14 protein-coding genes are annotated in these 14,958 nt (G+C 42.3%); 7 read left to right on the top strand and 7 right to left on the bottom strand.

The genetic code is table 11. The features are described 5' to 3' along the window. Positions 1-150: 150 nt before the first annotated feature. The 6 genes from L1272_RS03920 to yegD all read left to right on the top strand — a co-directional run bounded on the left by L1272_RS03920 (position 151) and on the right by yegD (position 6,597). Positions 151-486, top strand: coding sequence for a mechanosensitive ion channel domain-containing protein (locus tag L1272_RS03920; RefSeq protein WP_235372788.1), 336 nt, complete (start codon positions 151-153; stop codon positions 484-486). A 368-nt stretch (positions 487-854) separates the two neighbouring features. Further along, complete coding sequence (locus L1272_RS03915) at positions 855-3,116, top strand: TonB-dependent receptor (protein WP_235372787.1); 2,262 nt, start codon at positions 855-857, stop codon at positions 3,114-3,116. A 109-nt stretch (positions 3,117-3,225) separates the two neighbouring features. Further along, entirely contained in the window at positions 3,226-3,525 is a 300-nt protein-coding gene (locus L1272_RS03910) for a hypothetical protein (RefSeq protein ID WP_235372786.1), read from the top strand. 48 nt (positions 3,526-3,573) lie between these two features. After that, positions 3,574-4,230: an HAD family hydrolase gene (locus L1272_RS03905; protein ID WP_235372785.1), complete on the top strand. Its 657-nt coding sequence runs from the start codon at positions 3,574-3,576 to the stop codon at positions 4,228-4,230. A 92-nt stretch (positions 4,231-4,322) separates the two neighbouring features. Then, entirely contained in the window at positions 4,323-5,162 is an 840-nt protein-coding gene (locus L1272_RS03900; RefSeq protein ID WP_235372791.1) for a DNA ligase, read from the top strand. A gap of 67 nt (positions 5,163-5,229) precedes the next feature. After that, positions 5,230-6,597, top strand: coding sequence for a molecular chaperone (yegD, locus tag L1272_RS03895; protein WP_235372784.1), 1,368 nt, complete (start codon positions 5,230-5,232; stop codon positions 6,595-6,597). Between the two features lie 31 nt (positions 6,598-6,628). Here yegD and L1272_RS03890 read toward each other — a convergent pair whose 3' ends face one another. The 4 genes from L1272_RS03890 to L1272_RS03875 form a co-directional block, all read right to left on the bottom strand. Further along, the gene (locus tag L1272_RS03890; protein WP_054551787.1) at positions 6,629-7,093 is read right to left on the bottom strand and encodes a methylglyoxal synthase; all 465 of its coding nucleotides are present in this window, start codon (positions 7,091-7,093) and stop codon (positions 6,629-6,631) included. An 8-nt stretch (positions 7,094-7,101) separates the two neighbouring features. After that, positions 7,102-7,734 (bottom strand): LysE family translocator, encoded by a 633-nt coding sequence (locus L1272_RS03885; protein WP_138601443.1) that lies wholly within the window; start codon positions 7,732-7,734, stop codon positions 7,102-7,104. Positions 7,735-7,832: 98 nt separating this feature from the next. Beyond that, positions 7,833-9,674, bottom strand: coding sequence for a S8 family serine peptidase (locus L1272_RS03880; protein WP_235372783.1), 1,842 nt, complete (start codon positions 9,672-9,674; stop codon positions 7,833-7,835). A 222-nt stretch (positions 9,675-9,896) separates the two neighbouring features. Continuing rightward, a complete protein-coding gene (locus L1272_RS03875) occupies positions 9,897-11,069 on the bottom strand; it encodes a multidrug effflux MFS transporter (protein WP_187490548.1) in 1,173 nt (390 codons plus the stop codon). A 177-nt stretch (positions 11,070-11,246) separates the two neighbouring features. Between L1272_RS03875 and L1272_RS03870 the strand changes: the two genes are divergently transcribed. After that, the gene (locus tag L1272_RS03870) at positions 11,247-11,723 is read left to right on the top strand and encodes a hotdog fold domain-containing protein (protein WP_194441701.1); all 477 of its coding nucleotides are present in this window, start codon (positions 11,247-11,249) and stop codon (positions 11,721-11,723) included. Here L1272_RS03870 and L1272_RS03865 read toward each other — a convergent pair. The 3 genes from L1272_RS03865 to fahA all read right to left on the bottom strand — a co-directional run bounded on the left by L1272_RS03865 (position 11,720) and on the right by fahA (position 14,807). Beyond that, positions 11,720-12,202, bottom strand: coding sequence for a bactofilin family protein (locus L1272_RS03865; protein WP_054551783.1), 483 nt, complete (start codon positions 12,200-12,202; stop codon positions 11,720-11,722). The genes L1272_RS03870 and L1272_RS03865 overlap by 4 nt on opposite strands. Next, positions 12,192-13,343: a M23 family metallopeptidase gene (locus L1272_RS03860; RefSeq protein WP_054551782.1), complete on the bottom strand. Its 1,152-nt coding sequence runs from the start codon at positions 13,341-13,343 to the stop codon at positions 12,192-12,194. Before L1272_RS03860 ends, L1272_RS03865 begins: the two co-directional genes overlap by 11 nt. Before the next feature lie 150 nt (positions 13,344-13,493). After that, positions 13,494-14,807 (bottom strand): fumarylacetoacetase, encoded by a 1,314-nt coding sequence (fahA, locus tag L1272_RS03855; protein ID WP_054551781.1) that lies wholly within the window; start codon positions 14,805-14,807, stop codon positions 13,494-13,496. Positions 14,808-14,958 lie beyond the last annotated feature (151 nt).

Genomic DNA, 14,958 nt, shown 5'->3' with positions numbered 1-14,958 from the left:
CCATGGCGCTTTTTAAACAAGATACATCTAAGTCAGCTAGTATGGCGAGGAAAAAGAAAATGGCAGGGCTAGACGATGATTACCGCTCAACCCTGTTAGAGTCTGGGATTAAAATGCGCTAGCCGTGTAGCAAATGCTAAGTTTGTTGATATGCAGCTTGAGAACGTCTCTGAACGAGAGCGAATTTCTTATCGACCTAAACTGATGCTCAGTGCCAACACCAAGCAACAAAATCTTATGTCGTTTATGCAGGCCCTAAGAGAGTTATTAGAACAACATAAGCATATCGCCTTTGAACCGTGTCGGGTTCGCTTTAAAGGCTTTACGCCTTGGGCTTTACAAGTGGATGTACTAAGCTACGTAGAGACCGTCGACTTTGCATTTTATATGGAAGTAATCGAAGAATTAAATTTAGCAGTGTTAGGCTTATTAAATGAGCATGAATGCGAATTAGCTAACCCAGAATTCGCACGAGTTACCGATTAGTTACTGAAAAAGGAGCAAATGAAAGTGGCTCTCATTTGTACATAATGTCTACACATTGTTGTAATTAGATGCACAGGACATATGTCCGCTTTATTGAAAAATAATTGCATAAAATCTTCTAAATGCGCCGATGTTGCCGCTAATTGTTGTAAAAAATTTGTATATTTCTAACTTTTAATGCAGTAAAAGTGTCATAAAGTGTTATAATCGTCAGCGTTCGTTCAGCCTCTTCACTTCGTTTTGCACTCTCGATTTAGAGGTCCGCGCAGCTTATTACAAGGCGCGAAAAATTGGCCGAGCCCGTCAAATGAATTGACGCAACATCATCACCGTTGAATAAGAGTGCATAAAAAAGGTTAAAACCCGACATGAAAGCAATGAAAAGATCTACGTTAGCAACACTTATCAATGCAACGTTGTTCTCTGCCGTAGCAGGTACTTCATTTTCAACTCTTGCTGCAGACGAAGCGCCAGCAGCAAAAAACAACCAACTAGAAGTTATTCAAATCACCGCACGTAAACGTGTAGAAAATGCTCAGGAAGTACCTGTTGCTGTATCTGCATTACAAGGTGACAACTTAGACGCTTACAGCTCAGCTGGTATGGATATTCGTTTTATGAACGCGAAGATCCCAAGCTTATCAATCGAATCTTCGTTTGGTCGTTCTTTCCCACGCTTTTATGTTCGTGGTCTAGGTAACACTGACTTTGACCTAAATGCTTCTCAACCAGTTTCGTTAGTTGTAGACGAAGTTGTTCAAGAGAATGCAATCTTAAAAGGTTTCCCTGTATTTGACGTAGCACGTGTAGAAGTTCTACGTGGCCCACAAGGTACTTTATTTGGTCGTAACACACCGGCAGGCCTTGTTAAATTTGATACAGTTAAACCATCACAAGAATTTGAAGGCTATGGTTCAGTATCTTACGGTAGCCGTGGCGCAGTTGACTTTGAAGGTGCTGTTGGCGGTGGCTTAACTGACCGTTTATCAACGCGTGTTTCTGTACTTTGGCAAGAAAAAGACGATTATATTGATAATCGTGCACCAGGTTTTGAACAAGATGACGTTTTAGGTGGTTACACTGAAAAAGCGGCACGTATTCAGTTTTTATACGAAGGTGACGATTTCACAGGTCTTTTCAACTACCACGTTCGTGATATGGACGGTAAGCCAATCGCATTCCGTGGTAACGCTATTAAAGCGGGTACAAATGACTTAGTAGATAATTTTGAGCACGATGTGGTTTACCACGATGCGGCTTCTCGTGCGACACAGCAAGTTGAATCTCAAGGCGCAAGCTTAAAGCTTGAGTGGGATATCAATGATTTAACTCTTACGTCAATCTCTGCGTGGGAAAGTGCTGAAATCTATTCTCGCGCTGACATCGACGGTGGTTACGGTGCAAGCTACTTACCAGATATGGGCCCTGGTTTTATCCCATTCTACTCTGAAAGTGCTGACGGCATTCCAGATCAAGACCAATATACGCAAGAACTTCGTTTATCTAGCAACTATGCTGGCGACGTAAACTTCCAAGTAGGTGTATTCTACTTTGACGAAGCGTTAACAATCGAAAACTTCAGCTACGATACATACGGTTCAACACCGGGTGAGTTAAACGGCTATGTTATCCAGCAGCAAGATACTAAAGCATGGGCGGTATTCGGTTCATTAGATTACACAATCACAGATGATTTAAAAATCACTGCAGGACTACGTTACTCAGATGACGAAAAAGAATTCTCTGCAAACCGTACTTTAAGCCCAGCAGGTGGCGGTGCGTTATTCCTAACAGAAAACCCAAGTGACGACCACGTTAGCTGGGATTTATCTGCTAACTACAAGATCAACGATGACGTAAACTGGTACGCGCGTGTTGCTAACAGCTTCCGTGCACCAAGTATCCAAGGTCGTATCTTATTCGGTGATGAAGTTACTGTTGCTGAGTCTGAAACTGTGACGTCATTCGAATCAGGTATCAAATCAGACGTACTTGACGGTCAAGGTCGTGTAAACGCAACTGTGTTCTACTACACAATGGATGACCAACAATTAACAGCTGTAGGCGGTGGTGCAAACTTCAACCGTTTAGTTAATGCTGATAAGACAACTGGTTACGGTTTTGAGTTAGACACTGAGTGGGTATTAACTGACAACCTAAATGCTACATTTAACTTAAGCTACAACAACACTGAGCTTAAAGATAAAGACTTAGCTGTTGACGTATGTGCGCAGTGTACTGTAACAAATTCATTAAACAGCGCAGGTCAAGCTGTTCTTGACGGTAACAGCTTACCGCACGCACCTGAGTGGATCTCTAACCTTACATTACGTTATAGCCGCGAAGTAGCTGATGGTGAATTCTTCACTTACGCTGACGTGTCTTACCGCAGTGAAATCAACTACTTCTTATACGAGTCAGTTGAGTTTGAAGGCAAGCCTTTAACTGAAGTTGGTTTACGTGCAGGCTATGCTTGGGCACAAGGCGACAACGAATATGAAGTATCAGCATTCGTTCGTAACATGTTCGATGAGCAGCAATCAATCGGTGCTATCGACTTCAATAACAACACAGCAATGGTGAACGAAGAGCGTTACATCGGTGCTGAGTTTAAAGTAAGCTTCTTCTAAGCTGAAAAATAAGTCCTATTAAAACCCGCTGTATAGCGGGTTTTTTCGTTTATAATCGCGTTGGTAACTGCTAAAGTGGCAGGATTAATTAAAGAGAAAGAGAATAGCTATGGCTGGATTTTGGAACTACCGTGTCATTTTTTGTGAAGCAACAAAAGATGAAGCGGCACAATATCAAATTCATGAAGTTGAATATAACTTAAATGGTAAAGTGACTAACTGGTCAGAAACCGGTGCCGCACCATTTGGTAATACAGTCGAAGAACTTGAAGCAGATGCAGAACGTTTAAAAACAGCGTTTTCTAAGCCGGTTTTAAAAGTGGTAAGAAAGCAACGTGGCTACGAGCTGGTTGATGTAGAAACCGGCGAGGAAGCGTTTGCTGAGCCACCTGCGGGCTTAACAGAATAATCATATTTAAAGGTGCCTATGGCACCTTTTTACTTTGAAGGAATGAGGATGACTTTAAAAGCAGTATTGTTTGATATGGATGGCACTTTAGTGGACTCTGAAAGTGTGCATTTTACTATTTGGAATGATTTATTAGCTCCTTTTGGTGTGCAGTATGATGAAGCTACTTTTTGTAAGCGCTTTTCTGGCAGACCAACATTTGAAGCCGCAAAGGAGGTTGTTGAAAGTTATGGGCTTAGTATCAATCCAGAGCAGTTAACGGATGATAAGTACGCGGCATTTGGCCATTTTGTTAGTACTCATTTACCCGCCTATATGCCTTGCGCTAAAGAAGTGCTAGAGCAAGTAAAAGCCAGTGGTTTAAAAATGGCTTTAGTAACAGGCAGTGCAAAAAATGAAGCCTATCCTATTTTAAAAGGCTATGGCATTTTTGATTGGTTTGATTGTGTGGTTACCAAAGATGATGTTAACAATCCTAAACCTGCTGGTGACCCTTATCAACTAGCTCTTGATACGTTAAATATTACAGCTAATGAAGCTGTAGCAGTTGAAGATACTTATACCGGTGTCACCGCTGCGAGCAATGCCGGTGTTGCTGTGTTTGCTGTGCCTAATCATTTCACGTTAGAGCATGATTTTAGTAAAGCGGCAGGCGTGTTTGCTGATTTGAACGAATTTTTCAAATGGCTAGAAACTAAACTATAATTAGCTGGCAATCACAAAACAGCTATTGTTAAGTGGTTATGATTAAGCAGGAATAGCCACTTTAAAACTCACAAATTTGCAAGGAAGCAATGATGGTTAAATTCACTCGTGCGCTTTTGTGCGCAATCACTTTATTTATAGGCTTTTCAGCCGAGGCGCAACAAGCTCCTTCAGTCCTTTTAGCAAACGTCTATCAAGCCGAAAAGGTAAATGTATCTGACTATTTAGTTAGTGAAAAATATGATGGCGTTCGAGCTATTTGGACTGGGAGTCAATTAGTAACCCGAAATGGTAACCTAATTTATGCGCCAAAGTGGTTTACCGCGCCGCTGCCAGATGTTTGGCTTGATGGAGAGCTTTGGACTAAGCACCAAGACTTTGCCAATGTGAGCGGGATTGTTCGAAAAGTCACACCTGTAGAGTCTGAATGGCAAACCGTCAGTTACATGATATTTGATATGCCGGATGCAACAACGCCATTCAGTCAGCGCTATGAAAACTATTCAAGGTTAGTAAACCAGCTGAAAATTGAGCATATTAAAGCTGTTGAGCAAAAACATTTTAACGATAACAAGCAACTTAGTTTGTTTATGGATGAGCTAGTCGCACAAGGTGCTGAGGGCGTCATGCTGCATTTAGCCTCAGCTAAGCACAGTACAGGGCGTAGTGATGCATTGTTAAAGTTAAAGCCTTATTTTGACGCTGAAGCGGTTGTAATCGGTTATATCGCAGGAAAGGGTAAGTTTAAAAATATGCTTGGTGCACTTAAAGTGCGCAGCAGTGATGGGACCGAATTTAAAATTGGCTCGGGGTTTACCGATCAACAAAGATCATCACCCCCTGCGATAGGTAGTACCATTACCTACAAATATCATGGCTTTACTAAAAATGGCTTACCACGTTTTGCAAGCTTTTTGCATGAAACGCCATAGCGTCATTCAAAAATGGCTGCGACTATGGTAAATTTCGCGGCCTTTTTATTGATGTATAGGTGTTAGAATGTTTGCTGGCTTTGATTACGGTAGCTCAAATTGTGCAATCGGTGTAATGGATAATGAGCAACAAGTCTCTTTAGTACCCCTTGAGCAAGGCAAACAGTATTTACCCTCAACACTTTATACTCATCACAGTGCATTAGTTGTCGATTTTGTCACAAAACATCTGACAGGTAGCCCGTTTGAGCACGACTTTAAAACTGAGCGACAAGCGCTTTTAAATACCATTCCTCGGATTAAATCTGACCTCGATATTCAAGCTGGTGATGAGACCTTATTTATAGGTCGCGAAGCAATTAGCGAGTATGTGCAATTTCCTGAAGAAGGTTACTTTGTAAAATCACCTAAGTCATTCTTTGGTGCAGTAGGCTTAAAGCAAGGGCAAATAAACTTCTTTGAAGACATTGCCACGGCGATGATTTTAAAAATTAAACAACGCGCCGAGCAATCTTTGCAAGACACATTAACAGAAACGGTAATTGGACGACCGGTAAACTTTCAATCAGTCGGTGGTGAAGAGTCTAATCAACAAGCGCTCGGCATATTAGAGCGAGCAGCAAAACGCGCAGGCTTTAAAGAGGTCTCATTTTTATATGAGCCGTTAGCGGCGGGGATTGATTATGAAACCTCATTGCAGCAAGACCAAAAAGTGTTGGTTGTCGATATTGGCGGGGGGACTAGCGATTGCTCATTTGTACAAATGGGGCCGAGCTTTCGTGACAAGCAGTGCCGTGACAATGACTTTTTAGCTCACAGTGGTAAGCGTGTGGGTGGAAATGATTTAGATATTGCGCTGAGCTTTCATGGCTTAATGCCATTACTAGGTTTAGGCACTGAGTTTAAATCGGGACTTCCACTGCCGAATCAACCGTTTTGGCAAGCTTGTAAAATTAATGATGTAAATCTGCAAAGTCAGTTTTATAGCGATGCCCATCATCGTGAGTTACTGACTCAACTTCGTGAAGTCAAAGAGCCTGCGCTTTTTAAACGCTTAATTCAATTGCAGCAAAATAAGCAAGGTCATCAATTAGTGCAGCAAGGCGAAGCGGCAAAAATTGCGCTCTCATCAGCGAATGAATTTACTACAGATTTGCGCTTCTTAGATTCAGACTTAACGCAGTGCTTAACGCTAAAAGATCTCGCTTTAGCCGTTGATGATTCGATAAGCCAGATAGTGAGCCTAGCTAAACAAGCGATTCAAGAAGCAGGTACAACGCCTGATGTTATTTACCTAACGGGCGGTAGTGCACAATCACCGCTTATCAAGGCTGCGTTAAAAGCCCATTTAGGTGATATTGCAATGCTGAACGGCGATCACTTTGGTAGTGTGACTGCAGGTTTAACTAAGTGGGCGCATAAGCTTTATAGCTAATCGCCCCACTTTGATATATCGACTTATAGAACTAAAGAGTCACTTGGCGCGTTGCGAGGTATTTTTCGTAATCTGGCAACGTGCGGCACAACTCAGTTTCCATCATAGGTGAGCTTAATAGCATATCGGCACTGACTTCATTACAGGCAACAGGAATATTCCAAACCGCAGCTAAACGCAGTAATGCTTTTACATCTGGGTCGTGTGGCTGCGATGCAAGTGGATCCCAGAAAAACACCAGCATGTGCACTTCATGTTCAGCAATTTTAGCACCAAGTTGTTGATCGCCACCCATAGGGCCGCTTAGCAGCTTAATCACTTCAAGCCCTGTTGTACGCTCGATTAAATGACCGGTTGTACCCGTACCGTATAGCGTGTGCTTACTTAAAATGTCTTGGTGTTTTTCACACCACGCCTGAAGGGCAGCTTTTTTACCATCATGGGCTACGAGGGCAATATTCTTTTTGGCTGGTAAGGCTTGTTGTTTTTGTTCCATAAGTGCTCTTATATCAATAGGTTAATTGCTAGTGCAATAAACACCAGCCCCGTGATCCGATCAATCCAAATTTGGGTTTGTGGGTGCTCACGAAAATAACTGGCTATCTTATCGCCGAAATAAATATACGTGCAGTCGATCGGAAAAGCAAAAAGTGGGTAGAGTAAGCCAAAAAAAGCGAGCTGAAAGGTCGTTGAAGATAAGCTCGGATCGACGAACTGCGGAATAAACGCAATAAAGAATAAGGCGACTTTTGGATTAAGTACCTCGGTCATCATTGCTTGAAACATCACATTTTGCTTTTTACTGGTACTTACATGGGGTTTTTCGTCGCAGTCTGGCTCAGGCTGTGTGAAGGTGTCCTTTAACGTCATTACGCCCAAATAGCACAGGTACGCCGCACCTAAATACTGCACCGTGGTATAAGCAACAGTCGACGCTTTTAAGATTGCTGTTAAACCCACCACCGCAAAAAAAGTATGCACCACACCACCTAAGGCAAAACCAAAGGCACTTTGCATTCCCGCTTTACGGCCATTGGCAAAGGTTTGTGCCATTAAAAAAGCATTAGAAGGGCCGGGGGCTACGGCAATTAAAAAGCTGGCGCCTAAAAACGACAGTAGAAATTCTGGATTGATCATCGGCACAAAGATAAAAAGCTAGGTAGTTGATTTTAACAAGCTTCTAGAAAAAGAAAAAGCGGGCAATCAATGCCCGCTAATTTGGGTTGGGGAAAGTATTAGAACGTCACAGTGCTGTTGTTTGAACAAACAGTTGTGCTTTGTGCTTCACATACTTGATAAGTGTAAGTGCCACCACCTTTTGTTGTGATAGTGTCAGTATAACTGTTAGTGTTTGCCACTGAGCCTACTTTGCTACCATTACGGTAAACATCTACAGTGCTTGTAGCAGCGCCACTCCAGCTTAAATCAATGTATTTAGTGCCTTTTGACTTGTAACCTGAAGTAGAAAGACTAATATCATCACCACCTGGTGTTGTGCCACCGCCATTATCGCCACCACCTGCACAGCCATTGGCTGTTAGGTATGCATCTGCGTCAGCTGCTTTAACAATACCGTGACCGAAGTAAACATCGTGACCAGAAGCACCTTGATCTTCTGCCGTTGCTTTTAGTGCATCACGGATTTCTGTACCCGTACACTCTGGGTGATTTGACCATACTAGCGCTGCGATACCTGAAACAGCAGGCGTTGCCATTGATGTACCGCTCATGAAACCATAATCACTAGTACCAATTGCGATATCAATAGTTGTGCTTGAAAGAAGAGCTGAACGGTCTTCAAGTGCCGCACCGACAGCTGGAATTGTTGTATCGTTAGTTTCGCCTAGTGTAGCGTATAACATGCCTGCTTCGTTATTGATGATAACAGCCCCGATACCGCCTGAGTTCTCGCAGTTATTTACCTTGTCATAGAACGAGATATTGCCGCGGTCAATCATACAAATTTTGCCCACTGCGCCAGCATCTACGCTTTCAGCAGTACCCATGTAATACGCCGTGCCTGATGCATTGCCTGAGTTTTCCATTGATGAAGTAGCAAAGCCTGCGCCATCAGCTGCTAAGCTAGCTGACGTTGCCATACCTGCAGGGTAAGTAGAAAGTGTATCAACACCACCTGCTGTTACTTCAACACAGATAGTTTCATCTGTAGTAGCGCGTTTACCGCGGCCAGATGTACAGCTAGGGAACTGCGAAAAATCTGCAATTTGGTTGTCCGCATCATTTGCACCAACCATCATTACTGATGGATAGCCTGCAGGGTACGAGCGCACGCTGTTACCATCGTTACCCGCAGCAGCAACGACTAAACCGCCAGCACTTGTGAAATTAGCAAATGCGTTAGACTCGGTGCTATTTGAACCACCGCCACCAAGGCTCATGCTGATGATATTTGCACCTGCTTGAGAACATAAATCTGCTGCGTGTGCTAAGTCTGAAGAGTAACCCCAGCCTTCAGCGTTGAATACTTTGATGATGTGCATTGCCACACCGGGTGCCATACCAACCACACCAACATTGTTGTCTGCTGCACCAATTGTGCCAGCTACGTGAGTACCATGTGGGCCACCATTGTCGTACCAGTTACCTGTGCCACTGTCATTATCACCTGTGATGTTACCCCATACAAAATCAGGGTTTGTAGCATCTAAACCAGAGTCAATTACACATACTTTCATGCCAGCATTTGCATCGAAGGTAACTTGATCAGCTTGTGATTGGTAAACTGCGTAAGGCGTTAATTGCTGCTGCATTGCATTACCAGCGTCATCGTTATAAAGCGCCATTGGTACACGCTTTTGGTCTTCTTCAACCAGTTTGATGTGAGGGTTGTTTAGTAAGCCTTTTACACTTGCAAGGTCATGACCTGTAAATTGCGCTGCAATAAAGCCATTACCATCAACTTTAATATCACCACCAAGCTTTTTAGCGAGGGCTTTAACTACGCCTTTTTTATTGTTGTCGACTTGGATGATGTAACGATCATTTGCTGCGTTTGCAGTTCCTGCTGCACATAGTCCACTGATGATCAGTGCTAATGCTAATTTATTCTTTTTCATAATTCGTGTCCCAAACCTGTTTTTGAGTTAACCAAATGTTAACACGAGTAAACAATAGTTTAATGGGGCAGTAGGTACAAGAAAAATAATCCACAAAACTGGAACAAATTATTCTAGAAAGATGCTTTTTATAACGGTAGGAAATAACAGGATGTCTAAACGGGTAAATAGAATATAACGATTCTCATTTACCCGATATAACTAAAAGTATGATAAAACTTTTTATGACAAATGCTTATGTTTGAACAATAAATAGGTAAATGGGATGAGCATTAAAAAGTGCACGCCAATTAATACCGGTGTAGTCAAATTTAACAATTGCGTTATAAACACTAATAAACTTGCGCCACTCATTTGCATTAAGCCTATAAGTGCTGAAGCCGTACCTGCTTGTTTAGGGAACAAACTTAATGCACGGCCTGCTGATGAGCCAAGTGTCAGTGCAAAACCAAACGCAGCAATAAACATCGGAAACATCAACGCAAGCGCAGTACGTTGTTGGCTAAAGGCCAACATTAAGGCTCCTGCGATTACAAGCAGCAGGAGTCCTGCTTTTAGCGCGCGCTTTGGTTGACGTTTGATGTACAGTGGCATTATAAAGCTTGCAACAATGCTCAATACCGCATTACAGGTAAACCAGAAAGTAAAGTCGGTAACACTGCCACCTAATTCTGTAATAAGCCAGCCAGGTGCTAGCGTAACGAAGACTAAAATAGCCGACATAGTTACCAAGCAAATTAAGCTATGGAATAAAAACAATGGCGTGCTGATAATTGGCATAAAACGGCGCAGGTCAAGAATATGACCACTATATACACTATCTGCAGGGCGGGTTTCTTTATACATTAACAAGGTTATGAATAAACCAATGAGTGCAAATACAGCCATGAATAAAAAGTTCATGCGCCAGCCAAACTGTACTGTGAGCCAAGCGCCTAAAATTGGCGCGAGGGCAGGGATAAAGCAAACGATACCATTAAGATAAGTAATAATTTGGCCGCTGCGTTCACTACCAAATCGATCTCTTACAATGGCAAACGCTACTACAAATGTGGCACAGGCCCCCAAACCTTGCAGTGCCCTTGCAATCATCAGGCTTGTAAAATCAGGTGCTAAATACGCGCCAAACGCCGCTAAACCATAAATTGTCACACCGGTTATTGCTACAGGCTTACGCCCAAATTTATCTGCTAATGGCCCTGCAATGAGCTGCCCAAGTCCGACAGTAAGCATAAAAATAGCGACGGTTTGCTGAATTTGCTTTTCTGAAGCACTGAATTGTTCTGCAATAGTCGGAAATGCGGGTAAGTAAATATCAATTGCTAACGGGCTAAAGATAACCAGAAGGCCAAGAATAAATAGTAAGCTGAGGTTTTTGTGCTGGCGTGACTGCATTCGCTCTCCTTTAAAACGGTATTTTATGTGCCCCTAAAGGAAAAGAAAAGCGTTCACTTGGCTAAAAGTGTAATACTTACGTAATCATTAAAACTGCTTACAAAAAATTTCCATTTCGCTATCTGGTCTGATGTGTTAGTTTTTTATCTTACATCATAAAAATAATGGATAAACGTCGTGAGCTCACCATCATCATTATTAAAAATTTGGACTAAGTGTCAGTCATTGCCAAAAGGTAATTGGTTGTTTAGTAAAGCCGTGTGCTTTAAAGCACCTTACTTTGGGTCTATAAAGCCATTGATCACAAATTTGACTGCTGGGCATTGCAGTGCAACTGTTAAAAATCGCCGCGCGATCCATAATCACATTGGTACCATCCATGCAATTGCACAGTGCAATGTGGCAGAGCTATGCGCAGGTTTAATGGTTGATGCAACGGTACCTGCAAAAACGCATCGCTGGATCCCAAAAGGCATGACAGTGAACTACTTAGCAAAAATTGACACAGATATGCGTGCAGTTGCACAGATAGACGTGCCGAGTGAGTGGCTAGAAAAGCAGGATTTGCTAGTGCCCGTTAAGGTTTACAATAGCCGCGATGAACTTGTCTTCACCGCGGATATCACTATGTATGTAACCGCCAAAAAACGTTAAGACTTATCAGCGGCTTGTTTGTTTACAAACGACAAGTCGTTGTCATCATCAGCCAATATTGAAGTACTCGTTTGTTCTTCAGGCTTAATAGGCGCCACATTATCTTCTTCGTGACGATGTTTTAAGCTGCCTTCAATGATAGCTCCGGCTTCAATACTTAAAGTGTCGTGAAATACATCACCATGGACTTCAGCAGTACTTTCAATTGTCACTTTGTTGGCAATGAGTGAACCAATGATTTTACCTTTTACGACCACACTGTCTGCTTCGATAACACCTTCAATCATACCTGTGTGACCAATCACTAAGTGTTTAACATGTAAGTCGCCTTCGATACGACCATCAAGTTGAACCTCACCTTGGCTGGTAAGGCTACCTGTTAAGCGTACGTCTTCAGAAATAATAGAAGGAGTATGGTTGGTTCTTTTTAATGATGAGCCAGACGAACTAGCTGTTGATTGTTTTTTTTTACCGAACACGAGAAAGCGCCTTTGTTATTTTAACTGGATTGACATGTTTGCCATTCACTAAAACTTCGTAATGTAGGTGGGTACTGGTACTACGGCCAGTACTACCCATTAAACCGATGACATCATCTTTAGTTACTGTTTGGCCTTTTTTAACCTTAATTTTATTAAGGTGGCCAAAGCGAGTAACGAAGCCATTTTTGTGTTGTAGTTCGATAAAGTTGCCATAGCCGCCATTACGACCTGCACGAAGTACGGTGCCATCGGCTGGAGCAAAAATTTCGGTTTTATGCCAACCTGCTAAATCAACACCTTTATGAAAAGCACGGCGGCCATTCATTGGGTCTTTGCGTAGGCCAAAACTGCTAGAAATATAGTAGTCAGCAGCAGGGAGTGTTTGTGGTAACTCACTCAGCAAGTTTTCTAGGTTGTTTAACGCTAGTAAGTTGTCGGCAATTGCTAAAAATTCAGCAGGAATTCTTGATTCGTCAAACAAGTCTAACGGGCCACCCTGGGCTGTGTCTGAGCTTTCAAGTATTGAGGTATTGGCTAGACTGCTATCAAGACCAGCCCCTTCGAGCATGGCAACAATTTCTTGATGGCGTAATTTGATTTGTTCATCTAGCACTACGAAACTACGATTATAAGCCGCATCAAGACGTGCTAAACGCTCAGTCATACTTTCTAAGTGTTTTACTTGTTTTGGTTGCTGCTCATCTTCTAAAGGAGCATGAAAATCTTCAGCATTTTCTTTAATCGGTAAAAGTAGAGGTTCAGCATCGTTTGGCAAGGTGGGTTTGTTCATCGATTCTGGTAGTGATTCAATCATGCTTTGCAATAGCGCTTGTTTTTGCTCAAGAATTGCTAGTTGCTCTAATTGTTTTTCATAGGCAGCTTGCTGTTGAAAGTGCTGCTTTTTCCACTCTTGCTGCTTGGTAACCTGTTTTTGCTCAATGCTGGTTATCTTGTCTGCTTGTGAAATGATTTGAAGTGTTGAGATACTAAGCCAAGCAATGGCTATTAAAATAACCATTAAGGTCGTCAATTGTAGCCAAGGCGCTAATACCAAGTGTTTTACTTCGCCATTTTGACGGATCAACAGCTGTCGAGCTGGAAAAAACGTGCGATAAAAAGACTTAAGTTTAACTAACATGGCGTACAAAATTTAACTAATAACCGAGTTAAGATAGCAACCTCAGTTAAAAAAGCCAGCAAAAAATTGTAACTCAGCTGAAAAAGCACAAAAAAAAGGGCAAAAAATGCCCTTAATAATTGTTCTGGAAATAAAAATAGTGAGTTACTTTTATTTAGCAGGTAGCACGGTTCCTTCAACTGAACCAAAACCAATTCGTGCAAAACCGTCTTTTTCGCACCAACCACGCATGATTACGTTGTCGCCGTCTTCTAAGAAAGCACGTTGCTCACCATTAGCAAGGGTGATCTTTTCTTTACCACCGCGAGAAAGCTCTAATAATGAACCTGCTTCTTCGTGCTCAGGGCCTGATTGCGTACCCGAACCTAACATATCGCCTGGTTGAAAGTTACAGCCATTTACAGTGTGGTGAGTCACCATTTGCGCAACTGTCCAGTAAGAGTGCTTGAAGCTTGATTTAGATACTTGTGTTGGTGCTTCGCCGGCTGCACGCATCTTTTCAGTTTCGATTTGTACATCCATTTTGATATCAAATGCACCAAACTCACGGTTATGAGCTGACTCTAAATAATCCATTGGTTGTGGATCGTTTTCGTCACGTGTCCAGTTTGTTCTAAATGGTGCCAGTGCTTCTGTCGTAACAATCCAAGGTGATACTGTCGAAGCGAAGTTTTTCGCAAGGAATGGACCAAGCGGCTGGTATTCCCACGCTTGTAAATCACGTGCAGACCAGTCATTAAATACACAGAATCCAAATACGTGGTTTTCAGCATTTTCGATGGCAATTGCATCGCCTAATTCATTACCTTTACCAAGGTAAATACCTAACTCAAGTTCGTAGTCAAGGCGTTTACACGGGCCGAATGATGGTACTTCTGCATCTGGCGCTTTAGTTTGACCATTAGGGCGGTGGAACGTTTGACCAGATACATCAATTGACGATGAACGGCCGTGATAACCAATTGGTACCCATTTGTAGTTAGGTAGAAGTGGGTTATCAGGGCGGAATAGACTACCTACCGCTGTTGCGTGGTAAATAGAGGTATAAAAGTCAGTGTAATCACCAATACGGCACGGTAGTGCAAATTCGATGTCTGCTTGAGCGATAAGCGCTTCGCTTAATTGCGCTTGCTCACTGGCACCTTCACGAAGTGCTTTTGATAACGCTAGACGCAGTGCAGACCAATACTGCTGACCAAGACCCATAAATTCATTGAGTGTAGCTTGGCTTGCAGCTTTAACGGCAATCTGTGCATCACCTGAGAATAAACCAAGTTCATTTACTTTTGCTAAGTCGATAACTTGATCACCAATAGCTACAGCGCCACGGAACGCTTCGTCTGAATTTTTACGACGTACTTCTGCAAAAGGAAGGTTTTGAATTGGGAAGTCACAGTTCGCTTCGTTAGCAGATGCAACCCAGCTTTTTAGATTAATATCGTGGGTTTCGTTAATTAGGCTCATACTCTTTCCTTATTGGTTCGCGCTGATTTATTAGTTATCTATATGGAGGCAATCAACGCAATTTAAACAGTTAGTTTAAAACAGAATTTAAAACGACAAAAAGCAGCGTGTGAATTTACCCAAACCACACGCTGCTTTTTATTCATCATGA

Source organism: Pseudoalteromonas sp. PAST1 (assembly GCF_021532515.1).
Taxonomy (GTDB): domain Bacteria; phylum Pseudomonadota; class Gammaproteobacteria; order Enterobacterales; family Alteromonadaceae; genus Pseudoalteromonas; species Pseudoalteromonas simplex.
This window is presented reverse-complemented; position numbering and strand designations above follow the sequence as displayed.

Bases quoted from the DNA above. Each gene is read 5' to 3' on its own strand.
- L1272_RS03880 (WP_235372783.1), bottom strand. From the start codon at position 9,674: ATGAAAAAGAATAAATTAGCATTAGCACTGATCATCAGTGGACTATGT.
- yegD (WP_235372784.1), top strand. From the start codon at position 5,230: ATGTTTGCTGGCTTTGATTACGGTAGCTCAAATTGTGCAATCGGTGTA.
- L1272_RS03885 (WP_138601443.1), bottom strand. From the start codon at position 7,734: ATGATCAATCCAGAATTTCTACTGTCGTTTTTAGGCGCCAGCTTTTTA.
- L1272_RS03860 (WP_054551782.1), bottom strand. From the start codon at position 13,343: ATGTTAGTTAAACTTAAGTCTTTTTATCGCACGTTTTTTCCAGCTCGA.
- L1272_RS03920 (WP_235372788.1), top strand. From the start codon at position 151: ATGCAGCTTGAGAACGTCTCTGAACGAGAGCGAATTTCTTATCGACCT.
- L1272_RS03900 (WP_235372791.1), top strand. From the start codon at position 4,323: ATGGTTAAATTCACTCGTGCGCTTTTGTGCGCAATCACTTTATTTATA.
- fahA (WP_054551781.1), bottom strand. From the start codon at position 14,807: ATGAGCCTAATTAACGAAACCCACGATATTAATCTAAAAAGCTGGGTT.
- L1272_RS03890 (WP_054551787.1), bottom strand. From the start codon at position 7,093: ATGGAACAAAAACAACAAGCCTTACCAGCCAAAAAGAATATTGCCCTC.
- L1272_RS03915 (WP_235372787.1), top strand. From the start codon at position 855: ATGAAAGCAATGAAAAGATCTACGTTAGCAACACTTATCAATGCAACG.
- L1272_RS03910 (WP_235372786.1), top strand. From the start codon at position 3,226: ATGGCTGGATTTTGGAACTACCGTGTCATTTTTTGTGAAGCAACAAAA.
- L1272_RS03905 (WP_235372785.1), top strand. From the start codon at position 3,574: ATGACTTTAAAAGCAGTATTGTTTGATATGGATGGCACTTTAGTGGAC.
- L1272_RS03875 (WP_187490548.1), bottom strand. From the start codon at position 11,069: ATGCAGTCACGCCAGCACAAAAACCTCAGCTTACTATTTATTCTTGGC.